12 protein-coding genes are annotated in these 18,208 nt (G+C 66.0%); 4 read left to right on the forward strand and 8 right to left on the reverse strand.

Annotated elements, in window-relative coordinates; translation table 11 throughout:
• The first annotated feature begins 1 nt into the window (after position 1).
• A complete protein-coding gene (locus ACVILH_RS05705) occupies positions 2 to 2,101 on the forward strand; it encodes a S9 family peptidase (protein ID WP_456712028.1) in 2,100 nt (699 codons plus the stop codon).
• A gap of 190 nt (positions 2,102 to 2,291) precedes the next feature.
• Here ACVILH_RS05705 and ACVILH_RS05710 read toward each other — a convergent pair whose 3' ends face one another.
• From ACVILH_RS05710 to ACVILH_RS05730, 5 genes are all read right to left on the reverse strand, one after another.
• Positions 2,292 to 3,011, reverse strand: coding sequence for a ribonuclease activity regulator RraA (locus tag ACVILH_RS05710; RefSeq protein WP_456712029.1), 720 nt, complete (start codon positions 3,009 to 3,011; stop codon positions 2,292 to 2,294).
• Positions 3,012 to 3,178: 167 nt separating this feature from the next.
• On the reverse strand, positions 3,179 to 4,915 hold the full coding sequence (gene araD / locus ACVILH_RS05715) for an L-arabinonate dehydratase (protein WP_456712030.1): 1,737 nt from the start codon (positions 4,913 to 4,915) through the stop codon (positions 3,179 to 3,181).
• Positions 4,912 to 5,772, reverse strand: a complete 861-nt coding sequence (locus ACVILH_RS05720; protein ID WP_456712031.1) for an ABC transporter permease — start codon at positions 5,770 to 5,772, stop codon at positions 4,912 to 4,914. Before ACVILH_RS05720 ends, araD begins: the two co-directional genes overlap by 4 nt.
• Positions 5,773 to 5,782: 10 nt before the next feature.
• The gene (locus tag ACVILH_RS05725; RefSeq protein ID WP_456712032.1) at positions 5,783 to 6,547 is read right to left on the reverse strand and encodes an ABC transporter ATP-binding protein; all 765 of its coding nucleotides are present in this window, start codon (positions 6,545 to 6,547) and stop codon (positions 5,783 to 5,785) included.
• Positions 6,547 to 7,575 carry an ABC transporter substrate-binding protein gene (locus tag ACVILH_RS05730; RefSeq protein WP_456712033.1) on the reverse strand — a complete coding sequence of 343 codons (1,029 nt, stop codon included), beginning with the start codon at positions 7,573 to 7,575 and terminating at the stop codon, positions 6,547 to 6,549. Before ACVILH_RS05730 ends, ACVILH_RS05725 begins: the two co-directional genes overlap by 1 nt.
• Before the next feature lie 125 nt (positions 7,576 to 7,700).
• Between ACVILH_RS05730 and ACVILH_RS05735 the strand changes: the two genes are divergently transcribed.
• Complete coding sequence (locus ACVILH_RS05735; RefSeq protein WP_456712034.1) at positions 7,701 to 8,411, forward strand: GntR family transcriptional regulator; 711 nt, start codon at positions 7,701 to 7,703, stop codon at positions 8,409 to 8,411.
• A 30-nt stretch (positions 8,412 to 8,441) separates the two neighbouring features.
• On the opposite strand, the gene ACVILH_RS05740 is transcribed toward ACVILH_RS05735, so the two are convergent.
• Positions 8,442 to 10,568: a HAMP domain-containing methyl-accepting chemotaxis protein gene (locus ACVILH_RS05740; RefSeq protein ID WP_456716878.1), complete on the reverse strand. Its 2,127-nt coding sequence runs from the start codon at positions 10,566 to 10,568 to the stop codon at positions 8,442 to 8,444.
• 118 nt (positions 10,569 to 10,686) lie between these two features.
• Positions 10,687 to 12,777, reverse strand: coding sequence for a methyl-accepting chemotaxis protein (locus ACVILH_RS05745; RefSeq protein ID WP_456712035.1), 2,091 nt, complete (start codon positions 12,775 to 12,777; stop codon positions 10,687 to 10,689).
• Between the two features lie 387 nt (positions 12,778 to 13,164).
• Between ACVILH_RS05745 and ACVILH_RS05750 the strand changes: the two genes are divergently transcribed.
• Both ACVILH_RS05750 and ACVILH_RS05755 read left to right on the forward strand, forming a co-directional pair.
• A complete protein-coding gene (locus ACVILH_RS05750; protein ID WP_456712036.1) occupies positions 13,165 to 13,599 on the forward strand; it encodes a response regulator in 435 nt (144 codons plus the stop codon).
• Complete coding sequence (locus ACVILH_RS05755; protein WP_456712037.1) at positions 13,580 to 17,191, forward strand: PAS domain S-box protein; 3,612 nt, start codon at positions 13,580 to 13,582, stop codon at positions 17,189 to 17,191. The genes ACVILH_RS05750 and ACVILH_RS05755 overlap by 20 nt, the downstream gene beginning before the upstream one ends.
• Before the next feature lie 60 nt (positions 17,192 to 17,251).
• On the opposite strand, the gene ACVILH_RS05760 is transcribed toward ACVILH_RS05755, so the two are convergent.
• Positions 17,252 to 17,887, reverse strand: a complete 636-nt coding sequence (locus tag ACVILH_RS05760) for a response regulator transcription factor (protein ID WP_006612093.1) — start codon at positions 17,885 to 17,887, stop codon at positions 17,252 to 17,254.
• Positions 17,888 to 18,208: the final 321 nt, after the last annotated feature.

Genomic DNA, 18,208 nt, shown 5'->3' on the forward strand with positions numbered 1-18,208 from the left:
CATGACCGACATCAGCACCCAGGCGCCGGTGGCGCCGCGCCGTACGTATTCCTTCACCCGTCACGGCATCACCGTGCAGGACGACTATGCCTGGCTGAAGGATGCGCGCTGGCAAGAGGTGCTGCACGATCCCACGCTGCTCGATGCTGATATCCGCGCCTATCTGGAGGCCGAGAACGGGTATGCCGAGTCCGTGCTCGGCCACACCGCGCCGCTGCAAAAGACAATCGTGGCGGAGATGCGCGGCCGCATCAAGGAGGACGATTCCTCGGTACCGTCGCCGGACGGTCCCTACGCCTATTTTCGCAAGTACCGCGAAGGCGGGCAGCACGAGCTGTTCTGCCGCACGCCACGCAACGGCGGCGCGGAGACGATCGGGCTCGACGGCGATGCGCTGGCGCGCGGTCATGAGTATTTCAAGTTCGGCGGCAGCCGGCACTCGCATGACCACAAGCTCGTGGCGTGGAGCGCCGACACCAAGGGCTCGGAATACTTCACCATCCGCGTGCGCAACTGGGAGGGCGGCGATGACCTCGCCGATATCGTCGAGGAGACCGACGGCGGCGTGGTGTGGTCGCGCGACTGCAAGAGCTTCTTCTATGTGAAGCTGGACGACAACCATCGCCCGATGCAGGTCTGGCGGCACAAGCTCGGCACCAGGCAGGCTGACGACGTGCTGGTGTATGAGGAAAAGGACCCCGGCTGGTTCACGCATGTGCACGAATCGACCTCGGGCCGGTTCTGCGTCATCGCCGGCGGCGATCATGAAACCTCAGAGCAGCGGCTGATCGATCTCGATCATCCCGAAGCGCCGCCGCGTCTGGTCGCGGCGCGCGAGAATGGGGTGCAATATTCGATCGCCGATCGCGGTGACGAGCTGTTCATTCTCACCAACGCCGACGGCGCGATCGACTTCAAGATCGTCACCGCGCCGCTGGCATCGCCCGAGCGCAGCAATTGGCGCGACCTCATTCCGCACCGCGCCGGCATCTACGTGCTCGACCACGATCTCTATGCAGGCCATCTGGTGCGGCTGGAGCGCGCCAATGCGCTGCCGTCGATCGTGATCCGTGATTTGAAGTCCGGCGATGAGCACGCGATCGCCTTCGCCGAGGGCGCCTATTCGCTGGACGCGATGGGCTCCTACGAGTTCGACACCACCAACCTGCGCTTTGCCTATTCGTCGATGACGACGCCGTCGGAAGTCTATGACTACGACATGGTGACGCGCGCCAAGACCCTGCGCAAGCGCCAGGAGATTCCCTCCGGACACGATCCGGCCGACTACGTCACCACGCGGATCATGGCCAAGGCTGACGACGGAGCCGAGGTGCCGGTGTCGCTGCTGCACCGGCGCGACTTCAAGGTCGACGGCTCCGCGCCGCTGCTGCTGTATGGCTACGGCTCCTACGGCCATGCGATGCCGGCATCGTTCTCGGCCAACCGGCTGTCGCTGGTCGACCGCGGCTTCGTCTACGCCATCGCGCATATTCGCGGCGGCACCGACAAGGGCTGGGGCTGGTATCTCGACGGCAAGCGCGAGAAGAAGACCAACAGCTTTGACGATTTCGCGGCCTGCGCCCGCGCGCTGATCGCGGCGAACTACACCAGCGCGAAGCGCATCGTCGGCCATGGCGGCAGTGCCGGCGGCATGCTGATGGGCGCGGTCGCCAACCGCTCGGGCGAATTGTTCGCCGGTATCGTCGCTGAGGTGCCGTTCGTCGACGTGCTCAACACGATGCTCGACGACACCCTGCCGCTGACGCCGCCGGAATGGCCCGAATGGGGCAATCCGATCGAGAGCGAAAAGGATTTCCGCACCATCCTGTCCTACTCGCCCTACGACAACGTCGCGGCCAAGGAGTATCCGGCGATCCTGGCGATGGCCGGCCTGACCGACCCGCGCGTCACCTATTGGGAGCCGGCAAAATGGATCGCGCGTTTGCGCGCGACGATGACCGGAGGCGGCCCGGTCGTGCTCCGCACCAACATGGGCGCCGGCCACGGCGGCGCATCGGGCAGGTTCAATCGGCTGGACGAAGTCGCAATCGTCTATGCGTTCGCGCTGTGGGCGGTGGGGCTGGCGGACCGGACGGTCTGAGCGGCGACCGGCAAGCGTGAACTGATTGCCCGGCAGCTCACCACATCAACGGTGTCGTACCGGCCTTGAGCCGGGACCCATAACCACGGCCGGAGGTTGTTGAGCACGCCGGGGCTACGTCCTTCGTTATCACACCGCCCTGTGGCTGGGTCCCGGCTCAAGGCCGGGACGACAGCCGAGGGTTTGACACCTACCTGTTGTTCTTCGCCCGCCATGCCGCGAAGTCGGCGGGGGTCTGTGGATCGGTCGGCGGATAGAGGCCGAGGATGGAGCGGCCCTGGGCCACCTGCTCGGCGACGAAATCCTCGAAGGCGGTCATCTCGAAGGTTTCGTCCGCGATCTCGTCAGCCAGATGGGCAGGAATCACGATGACGCCGTCGGCGTCGCCGAGAATGACGTCGCCGGGAAACACCGGCGCGTCGCCGCAGGCGATTGGGCCGTTGATCTCGATGGCATGATGCAGCGTGAGATTGGTCGGTGCGCTCGGCCGCTGGTGGAAGGCAGGAATGCCGAGCTTGGCGATGTCGGCGGCGTCACGGAAGCCGCCATCGGTGACGACGCCGGCGACGCCGCGCTGCTGCAGCCGGCTGACGAGAATGGCGCCCGCGGACGCCGCGCGCGCGTCCTTGCGGCTGTCCATCACCAGCACCGCGCCGGGCGGGCAGTCCTCCACGGCCTTGCGCTGCGGATGGCCGCGGTCGCGGAAGACCTCGATCGTGTTCAGATCCTCGCGCGCCGGGATGTAGCGCAAGGTGAAGGCTTCGCCGACCATGGTCGGCTGCTGCGGGCTCAGCGGATGGACGTTCTGGATGCACTGGATGCGCAGCCCGCGCTTGAACAGCGCGGTGGCGACGGTGGCGGTCGAGACGGTCTTGAGCTTATTGCGGGTGGCGGTGCTGAGTTTGGTCATGTCTAGGGCTTGCTCGCTGCGCTCCCCTCCCCCTTGCGGGGAGGGGTTGGGGGTGGGGGTCCACACAGGCAGTGTCGCTTGGGGTACCCCCCTCCCCGCCCCTCCCCCACAAGGGGGGAGGGAGCGCACTGCGGTCGTGGCGAGAGCGCTGCCTCTCGCCCCATGAACTAATAAATCGCCGGCTCCTTCACGGGCGCGCCGAAGCCGGTCTCCAGGAAGTCGAAGTCGCAGCCATCATTGGCCTGCTTGATGTGGCGGGCGAACATCCAGCCATAGCCGCGCTCGAAGCGCGGTGCGGGTGCAGTCCAGGCGGCGCGGCGGCGGGCGAGCTCGTCCTCGGGCACATCGAGATTGATGGTTCGCGCGGCGACGTCGAGGGTGATGAGGTCGCCGTTCTGCACCAACGCCAGCGGGCCGCCGATATAGGACTCGGGCGAGACGTGCAGGATGCAGGCGCCGTAGCTCGTGCCGCTCATGCGCGCATCCGACAAGCGCACCATGTCGCGGACGCCCTGCTTCACCAGCTTGGTCGGGATCGGCAGCATGCCCCATTCCGGCATGCCCGGGCCGCCTTGCGGGCCGGCATTGCGCAGGATCAGAACGTGGTCGGCAGTGACGTCGAGATTCGGATCGTCGATCGCCTTCTTCATCGACGGATAGTCGTCGAACACCAGCGCCGGACCTGTGTGCTTGAGGAAGCGCGGCTCGCAGGCCGAGGGCTTGATGACGCAGCCATCGGGCGCGAGGTTGCCCTTGAGCACAGCGAGCGCGCCTTCGCGGTAGATCGGGTTCGACTGCGGCCGGATGACGTCGTCATTATAGACGCCGGCACCTGCGATGTTGTCGCCCAGCGTGCGGCCGTTGACGGTGATGCAGTCGAGATGGAGATGCTCTCTCATCCGGCTCATCAGTCCGGGCAGGCCACCGGCGTAGTAGAAGTCCTCCATCAGATAAATGTCGCCGCTTGGCCGGACGTTGGCGAGCACCGGCACCTTACGGCTCGCGGCCTCGAAATCGTCGAGGCCGATGGCGGCGCCGGCACGGCGCGCCTGCGCGATCACGTGAATGATCGCATTGGTGGAGCAGCCCATCGCCATGGCCACCGCGATCGCGTTCTCGAACGCCTCGCGCGTCTGGATTTTCGACGGCGTCAGATCCTCCCACACCATCTCGACGATGCGGCGGCCGCATTCCGAGCTCATGCGGATGTGCTCGGCATCAGCCGCAGGAATCGACGAGGCGCCGGGCAAGGTCATGCCGATCGCTTCCGCGATCGCGGTCATGGTCGAGGCCGTGCCCATGGTCATGCAGGTGCCGTGGCTACGGGCGATGCCGGCCTCCATCGCGTTCCAGTCGGTATCCGACAGCTTTCCGGCGCGGCGCTCGTCCCAATACTTCCAGGCGTCAGAGCCGGAGCCGAGCGTCTTGCCCTTCCAATTGCCGCGCAGCATTGGCCCTGCCGGGAGATAGATCGCCGGCAGGTTCATGCTGGTGGCACCGAGCAGCAGCGCCGGCGTGGTCTTGTCGCAGCCGCCCATCAGCACGACGCCGTCGACGGGATGGCTGCGCAACAGCTCCTCGACGTCCATCGCCAGCATGTTGCGGTAGAGCATGGTGGTCGGCTTCAACAGCGACTCCGACAGCGACAGCGCCGGCAGCTCGATCGGAAAGCCGCCGGCCATCAGCACGCCGCGCTTCACGTCGTCGACGCGCTGCTTGAAGTGCATGTGGCAGGGCTGCGCATCGGACCAGGTGTTGACGATGGCGATGACCGGACGGCCCTTCCACTCCTCCTGGGCATAGCCCATCTGCATCACCCGCGAGCGATGGCCGAACGAGCGGAGATCGTCGGGCGCGAACCAGCGCGCGCTGCGCAGCTGATCGGGTTGCTTGCGTTCGGTCATGATTGGGTGCCCCAAGTCAACACGGTCTTGCGCTCGATGGTCCGGAAGATCAGGTTCTCGACCACGAGGCCGATCAGGATGACGGTCAGAAGGCCGGCGAAGACGGCGGGAATTTCGAGCAGGTTGCGGTTCTCGAAGATGAACCAGCCGAGGCCGCCCTGACCGGAGGAGACGCCGAACACCAGCTCCGCGGCGATCAGGGTGCGCCAGGCGAAGGCCCAGCCGATCTTGAGGCCCGTCAGGATGGCGCCGAAGGCCGCAGGAATCAGGATACGGATCACGTAGGAGAAGCCGGTGAGGCCGTAATTGCGGCCGACCATGCGCAGCGTGTTCGACACGCTCTTGAAGCCGGAATGCGTATTGAGCGCGACCGGCCACAGCACCGAATGGATCAGCACAAACACGAGACTGCCGCTGCCGAGCCCGAACCAGATCAGCGCCAGCGGCAACAGTGCGATGGCCGGCAGCGGGTTGAACATCGCGGTGACCGTCTCGAGGAAGTCCGTACCGATGCGGGTCGAAATCGCCAGCACGGTCAGGATGGCGGCGAGCGTGATGCCGGCCGCATAACCCATGAACAGCACCTTTAGCGACGTCCAGGCGCGCATCGGGATGGTGCCGTCGCGCACCTTCTCCCACAGCGCTGCGATGGGGTCGGAGAAGGTCGGAAACAGCAGCGGATTGTCGAGATAGCTGCCATAGGCCTGCCAGATCGCCGCGAGCACGACGATGATGAGGGTCTTGCGGAAGAAGCCGTCATTCCACAGCAGCTCGAGCACGCTCAGCTTGCGCTCGACATCGGCAGGCCCTGAGCTTACCGCCGACGTATCGCGCAGGATGATCTTGGCGTCAGCCATTCAGCCCTCCTCAATGCGCCGTTGCGGGTTCGGAGAACAAGAGATCATGGATCTGCTTCTCCAGCCGCGCCGCGCTGCCGTCCTCGGCCGAGACCTTGTCGACGTCGATCACCTCCGCCTTCACCCGCCCGGGATGCGGCGACAGCAGCAAAATGCGGTTGCCGATCTTGATCGCTTCCGCGATCGAATGCGTCACAAACAGCACCGTGAACTTGGTCTCGCCCCACAATTGCAACAGCTCGTCCTGGCAGGTCCGCCGCGTCAGCGCATCGAGCGCGGCGAACGGCTCGTCCATCAGCAGGATGTCCGGCTCCATCGCCATACCCCGCGCGATCGCCACGCGCTGCTTCATGCCGCCCGACAGCGTATGCGGATAGGCGTCGACGACGCGCGTCAGCCCGACCTTCTCGATATAGGCGCGCGCCCTGCTCTCGGCTTCCTTGCGCGGCATGCGCCGCGCCGTCAGCAGCGGGAACATGACGTTGGCGAGCACGGTCTTCCACGGCAGCAGCTGGTCGAACTCCTGGAAGATCATCATGCGGTCGGCGCCGGGCCCGGTGATCTCGCGGCCGTTGATCCGCATGCGGCCTTCGCTCGGCTTGATGTAGCCGCCGACGGCTTTCAGCAAGGTCGACTTGCCGCAGCCGGAGGGACCCAGCAGCACGAAGCGGTCGGAGCGATCGACCGAGAAGCCGACCCGCTCCGTCGCGGTGATCACGGCACTGGAGGTCTTGTAGCGTAGCGTGACGCCATCGACATCGAGGAGCGCGGACATCAGTTGCCCTTCAGATCATGCGCGACCGGCAGATAATAGTCGGTCCAGGCTTTCGGCTGGGTCTTGATGGTGCCGATCTTGGCGAGATGCGTCGCGAACTTCATCGTGCCCTGCGGCTCCAGATTCCACTCCATCATGCCGGGCTCCTTGAGCCAGACCAGCAGATCCTCGACCGAGGTCTTGTCGCCGGTGATCTCCTTGTAGATCTCAACCGCCGTCTTGGTGTCGCTGCGGATCAGGTCATGCGCTTCCCTCGTGGCGTCACGCACCGCCTGGATGATCTTCGGATTGGCGTCGGCGAACTTCGTGGTGGTGAAGAACTGCGCCTGGCTGAGCGGGCCGCCCATCACATCGGGCGAGTTCAGCACGACATGCGCGCCCGGCACGTTCTTCATTTCCAGGAACGTGTAGGGCGGGATCGAGAAGTGGTTGTGGACCTCGTGCTGCGGATTGGTCAGCGCGGTGTAGGCATCGGGATGACCGAGCTGCACGGTGTTGGCGTCGAGCTTGTTCCACTGGTCGGCGCCGAACGCCTCGGCGGCGGCGATCTGCAAGACGATCGCTTGCGTGGAGACCTTCACCGTGGGCACCGCGATCTTGTCGGTCGGACCAAAGTCCTTGATCGACTTGATGTTAGCGTCACGGCTGATCAGGGTCATCGGCTGCGCCGAGGTGGCGACGATGCCCTTCACGCCGCCGCGGGTGCGGTCCCACAGCAAGAGCAGATTGCCGGTGCCGGTGTTGAGGATATCGACGCTGCCGGACAGCAGCGCATCGGTCTGCGCCCCGCCGCCGGAGAAGGTCAGCCATTTCGTGGTGACGCCGGGGACGCCGAGCGCCGCGGCATGCTTCTCGATCAGCTTGTTCTTCTCGATGATGTGGCTCGGCATGTAGAAGATGCCGGGCTGGCGCGACAGCGAGACCTCGGTCTTCTGCTGCGCGGCTGCCGGACCGTTCCAGGTCGCCGCGACGAGCAGCGCCGCCAGCAGACCGGCCCGCGGGACCGAGCGCCCGAGTTTCTCCAACATGCGACATCCCTCCTTCGCGCGCCGGCTCCTTCTTGACGACCGGTCACCAAATGCACTAATGCATTAGTGCATTTCTGACAAGCACTGTTCGTCGCCTGCGACATTACAGCCGGACGTTCGCCCTCATGGCCCTGCCCGCGACGCCACCTGCCTCCCTCCCGCCCGAGCGGCTCGACCCGAGCCGGCGCGCGGCTCCGCAGGTGTTCGAGCGGCTGCGCGACCAGATCATCGGGCTGGCGCTGCCGCCGGGGGCGCCGCTGTCGCGCACCGCGCTGCAGTCCGAGTTCGGCCTGAGCTCGACGCCGATCCGCGACGCGCTGATGCGGCTGGCCGAGGAAGGGCTGGTCGAGGTTTTCCCGCAGCACGCGACGCTGGTCAGCCGCATCGATGTCGGCCGGGCGCAGCAGGCTCAGTTCCTGCGCCAGGCGCTGGAGCTCGAGATCGTGCGCCTGCTGTCGTTGACGCCGGTCGCCGCGCCGACCGATGAGCTCTACGCGCTGATCGCCCAGCAGCGGCGCTTTGCGAAGGACGGCGATTTCGCGTCCTTCACTGTCGTCGACAACGCCTTCCACGAGCGGCTCTACACCGCCGCCGACAAGCACGAGCTATGGACGCTGGTGCGCAGCCGCAGCGGCCATATCGACCGCCTCAGGCGGCTGCATCTGCCCTCGCCCGGCAAGGCGCAGACCATCCTGCGCCACCACAAGCAGATCGTGGACGCGATCGCCGCGGGACAGCCCCACGCAGCACAGAAGCATCTGCGCGAGCACCTGACGGGCACGCTGAGCGATCTCGCCACCATCCGCAGCCTCTGGCCGGACTATCTCAGCGGCTAGCGCCGCGGCCGGCCGATCCGCACCGCGATGTCAGGCCACCCGCCGCCCCGTGCGCCCTTTGGCGCGACGCTCAGGACCGCGGTAATTCGGGTCGTCAGCAACGCGACGGTCGAACGCGCCGCTGCGCAGCCTGATGAAGAACTCCTCGACCTCCGCCGCGAGATTTTCCGCCACGCGCGAGACGTTGTCGGACGCATTGCGAACGCTGTCCGCCGACTGGCTGGTCTCCTCGATGGCCGCGCTGACGGTGGAGATGTTGGAGGCCAGCATCTTGCTGCCCGATGCCGCCATCTGGACGTTGTGCGAGATCTCCCGCGTCGCCGCGCCCTGCTCCTCCACCGCGCTGGCAATCGCAGTGGTCACGTCGGCCATCTGGCGCATCGCCGCCGAGACCTCCTTCACCGAGGAGACCGCGTTGCTGGTCGAGCTCTGGATGCCCTGGACGTGCTGGCTGATCTCCTGCGTCGCCTTGGCGGTCTGCTCGGCCAGCGACTTCACCTCCTGCGCGACGACGGCGAAGCCGCGGCCCGCCTCGCCCGCGCGCGCCGCCTCGATGGTCGCGTTGAGCGCGAGCAGGTTGGTCTGCGCCGCAATGGCCTGGATCAGGTCGACCACGGTCGAGATGCTCTGCGCCGCCTGAGCGAGGCTCTCGATCTCGGCCTCGGAGCGGGCGGTGGTGGCATTGGCATTGCGCACTGTCGCGTTGGAGAGCTCGATCTGCCGGCCGATCTCGACGATGGAGCTCGACAGCTGCTCGGCGGCGGAGGCCACGGTCTGCACGTTGACGGCAGTCTTCTCGGATGCGCCGGCCGCGGACGCCGCCTGATCGGTCGCATGGCCCGCGATTCCCGTCAGCGACTCCGCCGTGCTCCTCATCACGCCGACATTGTCATCGACCTCGGACAACAGCTCGGTCGACTTGACGCGGAAGTCCTCGACCGCCAACTCCATCGTGCGGTTCATGGCCTCGCGCGCCTCGGACTCGCGCACATAGTTGGTCGAGGCCTGCTGCTGCGCGATCACATTGTCACGGAACACCGCCACAGCCTTGGAGACATCGCCGATCTCATCACCGCGCGCGGCGGTCTTGAACTCCACCGTCGTGTCGCCTTCGGCCAGCAGGGCGGAATCCGTCACGAGCTCCCGGATCGGCCGCGTGATCGAGCGCGCGACGGCGATCGCAATGCCGATTCCCAGCACCAGGCCGACGGCGAGCAGCGTCCATTCGGCGAACAGCAGGCGCTCGACCGTCGCGGCGACCTCGGCCGACTCCTTGACGAGCACGTCCTGCTGATTGGTCTTCAGGCCGCCGCCGAACGTGCCGTCGGCGCGCGTCTTGCCGTCCAGCAGCTCGAGGAGCTTGTTGGCCCGCGGCGCCGCCTCGGTCGCCAGCAGGAACACGGCCGCGTTCCATTGCGGCGACTGCCGGATCGCGAAGATCCTGTCCGGCAGCGGTGCGAACGCCTCGCTCGCCTTGACGACCTTGTCGAAAGCCACCTTCTGCGACGGCGTCAGCAGCGCGGACTGACCGACGATGGTCGCGATCGCATTCTTGTAGTTGGCCGACGGGCCGGCGACCTTGTCGCGATCGGCGGGATCGCCCGAGGCGACATAGAGGCGGAGCTGCGAGCCTGCCGCGGCGAGGTTGCCGCGCACGTCGGCCATCGTCTTCAGCAGGCGCTTGCGCTCGGGCGTCGCCTCGAGGCCGTTCTCCTCGTCGATCATCTTGGTGATCTCGGCGAACATCGTCGCGATCAGCGGCGAGGCTTCGGTCCCGAGCAGCTTCGTCGCGGGATACGCGTCAGCCGTGAAGGCGATCGCTTCGGCCTTGTCCTGGGCAGCCCTGAACTCCGAGATCAGCGACTTGGCCTCGCCCCATAGCGCGCGGTTCTCCGCGAGCTGGAAGCCCGCGGCCAGGCGGTCGAATTGCTGGATCGATTTGTCGAACTCCATCCACAGCGCGGCGCGGCGCTGCTTCATCTCGGGATCACCCGTGAGCAGATAGCCGCGCAGGGACGCCAGCGTCGCATGAAGATCGGCCACGAGCTGAGTGCTGGTGATGGCGACCGGCGATCTGAGATCGACGACCTTGCGGAATTTCTCCGAGACATCGGAGACCGCCCAGGCCGAGTAGCCGACGGCGCAGCCGAGCAGCATGCAGATCAGACCAAAGCCGGCGAGCAGCCGGCTCTGGATCTTCACATTCGAAACGAAACCAGACATTGCAACCCCCAAGACATTCCAGACCGCCCGGCGCTTGGCCAGGGCGGCCAACTCACGCAATCTTCATCCGTCTGCCGGCGTTGCCGGCATCGGCGTTCTGCCGGCGCTCCGGTCCTATGTAGTTCGGATCGTCGCCCTGGCGGCGATCCAGCGGACCGGTGCGCAATTTCACGAAGAAGCTCCTGACCTCGCCCGCCAGACGCTCGGCGGCCTGCGAGACCTGGGCCGACGAGTCCGACACCTGGTCCGCCGAGCGGTTGGTTTGCCGGATCGCATCGCTGACGGTGGCGATGCTCGCGGCCAAGGTCTGCGAGCCCGACGCCGCCATCTGCACGTTCTCGGAGATCTCGCGGGTGGCGGCGCCCTGCTGCTCGACCGCGCTGGCGATCGCGCCTGTGACCTCGTCGATCTCGCGCATGGCGACGCCGACCTGCTTTACCGAGGCGACCGCATTGCCGGTCGAGGTCTGGATACCCTGGACGTGCTGGGCGATCTCCTGCGTTGCCCTGGCTGTCTGCTCCGCCAGCGACTTCACCTCCTGGGCGACGACCGCGAAGCCGCGGCCGGCCTCGCCGGCGCGGGCCGCCTCGATCGTCGCGTTGAGCGCGAGCAGGTTGGTCTGCGCCGCAATCGCCTGGATCAGGTCGACCACCGAGGAGATGCTCTGCGCCGCTTGGGCCAGGCTCTCGATCTCGCTTTCCGAGCGGGCGGTGGTCGTGTTCGCGGAACGCACCGTGGCATTCGACCGATCGATCTGACGCCCGATCTCCTGGATCGATCCTGCGAGCTCTTCGGCAGCGGCCGCCACGGTCTGAACGTTCGACGCCGTCCGTCCCGAGGCATCAGCGGCCGAGCCGGCCTGCTCGGTCGCCTGCTGCGCGATGCTGGTCAGGACGCTGGCCGTCTGCTTCATCCGGGCGGCATTGTTGCCGACCTCGCCGAGCAGGCCTTCGGCCGCACGGCGAAACTCCTCGACCGCCTGCTCCATGTTCCGGTTGACGGCATCACGCTGTTCTGCCGCTTCGGTCACCTTCCGAGCCGCCTGCTGTTGCGCCAGAACATTGTCGCGGAACTTCGCGACGGCCACCGCCAGCTGGCCGACCTCGTCGCGGCGGCGCGCGCCGAGAAATTCGACCGAGGTATCTCCGGCCGACAGCCGTGCGGACTCGTCGACAAGGACCTGCAGCGGCTTGCTGATGCTGCGCGTCAACACGAGAGCGCCGGCCACGGCGAGCAATGCGGCGACGATCGCCGTGGCAAGCTGCACCTCCGATGCCCCCTTGATCAGGTTGATGGCTTCCGCGACCGTCGCAACATAACTCGATCGTATGCCGCTCTCGACCTTTTCGATGCGGTCGATGGCCGCCGTTGTCAGTGGTGCAATTTCCCGTGCATAGATCTCGTTGCCGCGAAGCAGATTGCTGGAGGCTTGCTCGAAGCTGTTGGCATAGGTCGCAAGATCGGCCTTCACGGTCGCGAGCTGCGGCGCCGACCCGCCCACGCTCTGCGTTTCGAGCGCTGCGATCTGCGCGCGTAACCGCCCGAGCTCTGCCGCGAAGCCTTCGCGCTGCTTCACCTCGTGCGTAGCCAGGTGCCGCCAAACGAAAATACGCGCCATGCTGACGCTCATCTCCAAGGCAACAAACCCTTGTGCATGTGGCGTGCCCTGAGCGGAATCGATCAGCTTGCGGAGGTTGGCCGCGAGACGCTCGCCATCGGCGAACAACGCGTCGCGAGCGGTAAAATAGGCCTGGAAGGCGGTGCCGAGCGCCACCCGCCTGTCCTCAAGTGATGCAATCTCCGGCTGCAGCAGCCGATAGGCGGCGAGCCGCTCCTGCGACACCGTGCGACGGATCGTCTCCTGCAGTGTCGCCGTCGCGCTTGCCAGCCGGACCTCAGCCTCATCATAAGCCGCCTGATCGCGATAGGCCTGGTAGCGAAGCAATCCGCGGGATGAGGCGTGGAGATCGGCCGATATCTTCGCCACGCTGAGCGCGTTCTGCGACTGGTCAGCCATGCGGAGGACCTTGGTCGAGATGGTTCCCAGCTGCCAGAAGCCGAAGGCGGCCGTTGCGAGTCCGATCATGACCAGAACGCCGAAACCAAGGGAGAGCCGAGTTCCGATCTTCAGATTGCCGAGCATGAAATGACCTCCACTCCAAATTCATGTCGCCGCGAATGTGCCCAAAGCTTATGCAGCTAGGCGCAAGGGCCAACACAAGCAAAACGAGAACCTTTTGGATCTTTCTATCGATCAAATTAAGCGAATGTGAAGGGTTCTAACCGTACAACTACGGCGCGAGTGCCTCACAAGGAGGCAGCGGCCTGATTTCAAGCAGGCCCAACGGGCGCGGTCCATGGCGCGCCCCTGGACACAGCTCGGTTCACTCGACTTCCCCCCCGCACGATCCCCGCCAGTTCACCGTGCATGTGACTTGGTCCGTGAAGCGCTTGCGGCGCGCCCGGAATTAGGCAAAACCTTTACAACTGACCGTTGGTCTTGCTGCCAGCCATTCGGGGAGCGCGGAGCGTGGCGAAGATACTGGTCGTGGATGACGACCCTGTCATGCAGCTGACCATTCAGCGCGTGCTCGAGCGGGACGGCCATGTCGTGACGGCTGCCGGCGACGGCCAGAAGGCGCTCTCACGGTTCAACGAAGAGAGCTTCGACCTGGTGGTGCTCGACATCTTCATGCCGGGGATGGACGGGCTGGAGGCGATGCGGCTGATCCTCAAGCGGAGCCCGAGCGTTCCCATCATCATGACGTCAGGACGGCCGCAAACCCCGAGCTCGGTGGCCGAGCCCGATTATCTTACCATGGCCACCAAGCTGGGAGCCGTGTCCGCATTGCCCAAGCCGTTCAAGCCGGCGACCCTGCTGACGATGGTGTCCGATTGTCTTGCCGCCGCCGGCAAGCAGACTGCTTCACCCCGGCCAGACCACGATGCTCCTCCGAACTCCTGACAGCCGACCCGGCGCATCCCTGATGAGCGGCGCCCCGGGCGGGAGCGAGGTCGGCGGCCTTGGCCGCCGCATGACGCTGACGACACGGCTGGCGATCGCGATGATCCTGCTGGTCGCCATCGCCGTGTTCGCGGTCGGCTGGCTCGGCTATCGCAGCCTCGAGCGGGCGCTGCTGCCGCGCGCTTTGGACCGCATCGAATCGCATTCGCGCCTGATGGCGACCGAGCTCGAGAACTATGTCGGGAACGCGCGCAACGACCTCACCGCGTATCGCTCGACGCCGAACCTCGCAACTTTGATGCGAACGATGAAGACCGGAATTCCGGATCCGCTCGAAGGACTGCCCGCCCAGTCCTGGCGCGAGCGCGTCGCGTCGCGCTATTTCGCCGAGCTGCAGGCCAAGCCGACCTACGCGATGATCCGCCTGGTCGGGATCGAGAACGATTATCGCGAGCTGATCCGCGTCGACCGGCTCGGGCCGGACAACGCCGTCCGGATCGTTCCCGAGAACCAGCTGATCGCGCGCGGCGAGCGCAACTACATCAAGGAGACGTTGAGCCTGCCGCCCGGCGGCATCCGCATCTCGCCGATCGTCCTCGACGGCAACACGACGGACCCCAGGACCGGCGTGCCGATGCTGTGCGTCGGCACGCCGCTGTTCGGGCCCGACGGCAAGCCGTTCGCGATCCTGCTGCTCGATCTCGACATGCGTCCAATCTTCGCGCATCTGCGCAAGGCCGCGCGTCCGGGCGGTCAGATCTATGTCGTGAATGCCCGCGGCGACTATCTGTTTCATCCCGAATCCGACCGCGAGTTCGCCTCGAAGCGCGGTCAATCGACGCGTTGGCAGGACGACTTTCCGGCGCTCGCCAACGCGACAGGCGCGGCGGAAGGCTTTGCGCGGATCGTGCACGACGATGCCGACCGCCCCGGCGGCGTCGCCTTCGCGCCGGCGCTGCTGGCGGGGCAGGAATGGATCGCGGTGATCGAAACGATCCCGAACACTGCGTTCATGGCGCCCGCGCTCGCCATCCGCAAGACGGCGGTCGAGGTCGGCCTGATCGCGATGCTATGCGCCGCCGCGCTGGCTTTCGTGGTCGCCCGCTCGCTGACGCGCCCGATCAACCAGCTGACGCAGGCGGTCGAGGGCGTCGGCCGCGGCGAGGCCGTGAAGATCCCGCTCGAGGCGGTCGGCGAGACGGGCGTGCTGGCGCGCGCCTTCGCGCGCGTGATGGAGGAGGTCCGCGCCAAGACCGCCGAGTTGGAGCGCGAGGTCCAGGAGCACTATTTGACCGAGGCGGCGCGCGACCATTTCGCGGCCCGCGAACGCCTCTACAGTGCCGCGGTGGAATCGTCGAACGACGCCATCGTCACCATGGCGCTGGACGGCAGCATCACCGCCTGGAACCCGGCCGCCGAGACCATGCTGGGCTATTCCGCCGAGGAGGCCGTCGGCCGCCAGGCGGACTTCCTGGTTCCGCCCGACCGCTTGGCGGAGGCGCAGGATCTTCTGGTGCGTGTGGCGCGCGGCGAGCGGATCCAGCACTTCGAGACGGTGCGCATCCGCAAGGACGGCGAGCCCGTTCTGGTCTCGCTCAGCGTCTCGCCGATCAAATCGCCAAGCGGCCAGATCATCGGCGCCTCCAAGATCGCGCGCGACATGACCGAGAGCCGCAGGACCGAGCAGGCCTTGCGGCAGCAGACCGAAGAGCGCCGGCGCATCTTCGAGACCTCGCAGGACCTCATCCTGATCACCGACCGGAGCGGCGTGCTGGTGCAGGTCTCGCCCAGCGTGGAGGCGATCCTCGGCTACAAGCCGGCCGAGATGATCGGCCGCAGCGGCGCCGATTTCATCCACCCCGACGATCTCGCCAAGGCCCGTGAGGAGCTGCGTGCCGCACGCCTCGGGTTGCGCGCACGCACCTCCGACGGGCGCTACGTCCACAAGGACGGGCGCGTCGTCACGCTGTCCTGGACCTCGAACTGGTCGGAGCCGGTGCAGCGCTATTTCTTCATCGGGCGCGACATGACGGAGAGCCGGCTGGCGCAGGAGACCCTGCGCGAGAGCGAGCAGCTCGCCCGCAACATCGTCGAAACGGCGCTCGATGCGTTCGTGCAGATCGACGACAAGGGCGCGATCCTGAACTGGAACTCGCAGGCCGAGAAGATCTTCGGCTGGTCGCGCGCCGAGATCATCGGCAAGGACGTGTTCGACGTCATCACGGTCCAAGGCGAGGGCGAGGAGTTGCGCGCCGCGCTCGGTCGCATCGTGATGACCGGCCAGGCCTCCGCGCTCGGCGTCGGACGCCGGCGCGAGGTGATGGTGAAGCGGCGCGACGGCCGCGAGTTCAAGGCCGAGGCGAGCGTCACGGCGCTGAAGACCCGCAATGGCTTCGTGCTCAACAGCTTCTTCCGCGACCTGACCGACAAGATCGCGACGGAGGAGCGGATCCGCCAGTCGGAGAAGATGGAAGCGATCGGCCAGCTCACCGGCGGCATCGCGCATGACTTCAACAACATTCTCACGGTGATCACCGGCACGATCGAGATCCTCGCGGCCGCGGTCGCCAAGGAACCGCAGCTAGCCGCGATCACCCGGATGATCGACGAGGCCGCCGCGCGCGGCGCCGATCTCACCCAGCATCTGCTGGCCTTCGCACGCCGGCAGCCGCTGCAGCCGCGCGAGGTCGATGTCAACACGCTGATCATCGACACTGCGAAGCTGCTGCGGCCGACGCTGGGCGAGCAGATCGAGATCGAGTCCGTGTTCCAGGACGAAGCCTGCGTCGCGCATGTCGACCCCAACCAGCTCGCCACGGCCATCATCAATCTGGCGCTCAATGCCCGCGACGCCATGCCGAATGGCGGCAAGCTGCTCCTGGAGACGGGCTGGGGCGATCTCGACGAGAACTATGCGAGCCTCTACGACGACGTCCGGCCCGGCCGTTACGCGATGATCGCGGTGAGCGACAGCGGCAGCGGCATTCCGGCTGGAATCATCGACAAGGTCTTCAATCCGTTCTTCACCTCGAAAGGTCCCGGCAAGGGCACGGGGCTCGGCCTGTCGATGGTGTATGGCTTCGTGAAGCAGTCGGCTGGCCATATCCGGATCTACAGCGAGGAAGGACACGGCACCACGATCCGCATGTACCTGCCGCCCGGAACCGACGGCGCAGTCGTGTCGACGACGGGAACCGCGCCGCCCATCGAAGGCGGCCATGAGACGATCCTGGTGGTCGAGGACGATCGATTGGTCCGCGGCTACGTTCTCGCTCAGCTCCACGCGCTGGGCTATGCCACGCTCGAGGCCGGCAACGCCGCCGAGGCGCTCACGATCACCAACGCGGGCGAGCGCTACGATCTGCTGTTCACAGACATCATCATGCCGGGAACGATGAACGGACGTCAGCTCGCGTCCGAGATCCAGCGGATCCGCCCCGGCCAGCCTGTGCTGTTCACCTCCGGCTATACCGAGAATGCGGTCGTGCATCACGGCCGTCTCGACGAGGGGATCCTGCTGCTGCCGAAGCCATATCGCAAATCCGAGCTGGCCAAGATGATCCGCAAGGCGCTCGCGGCGACCGACGCTTGACGAGCGGGGCCGGCAGGCCGGCCATGACAGGGCAGCCCCGCGGCAGCCCTGCTGCGGGTCTCAATTGGCGCGGGAGGCCGTCATCACGATGCGGATCAGATCCGCAGCGTTGCGCGCGCCGAGCTTCTTCATGATGTTGGCGCGGTGATCCTCGATCGTCCGCGGGCTGATGCCGAGCGTGCGTCCGGCTTCCTTGTTGGAGGCGCCCGCCGTGAACTGCTCGAGAACCTCGCGCTCGCGCCGCGTCAACGGCTCTCGGCCGGGGAAATGCAGCGAGCCGATCTTCGGCGAGGCGTTCTCCTTCTGCCGCCGCGCGAAGGCGCCGATCGCCTCGTTCAGGCGGGCGACGATCTCGCTGCCACGAAACGGCTTCTCGATGAAGTCGAGCGCGCCGTTCTTGATCGCATTCACCGCCATCGGAATATCGCCCTGGCCCGAGATCATGAAGATCGGAGCCGGATAGTCCTCGCCGTGCAGTTCCCTGAGAATGTCGAGGCCGGATTTTCCGGGGATGTGCACGTCGAGCAGAATGCAGGATGGCGTCCGGCTTCGCGCCACGGCCAGAAGCGCGGCGCCATCCGCAAAGCAGATCACCTCATATCCACCTGCCGACAGAACCATCGAGAGGGTGTCGCGCACGGCTGGGTCGTCATCGACGACAAAAATCTCACCGCGGGAAGTTGTTTGTTCGGCCATGGGCGAGTGCTCTTGCAAAGAGAGAAGAAACAATGAAAGCGCGTTTTATGATACCATACTTGTGCGGTGTTTTGGGCACCCGTATTTGTACGGCTTATGACCTCAACCCACAAGTAGTAGCTGCGGATGGCAACCGCCATCACGAGAACACGATCTGAACACGATCACAAGGCAGTCCTTGTGGATCACATGCTGCCTTGCAAAACAGGGAGCGACCGACTCGATCATGATCGATGTCAGTCGCGGAGCGGGCGGGCCTCGCCGATCCATGACGATGCGACCCCCGCGTTCCATGGGCGATCCGTCCTGCGGCTGATTGGA

The organism is Bradyrhizobium sp. USDA 4353 (assembly GCF_054063215.1).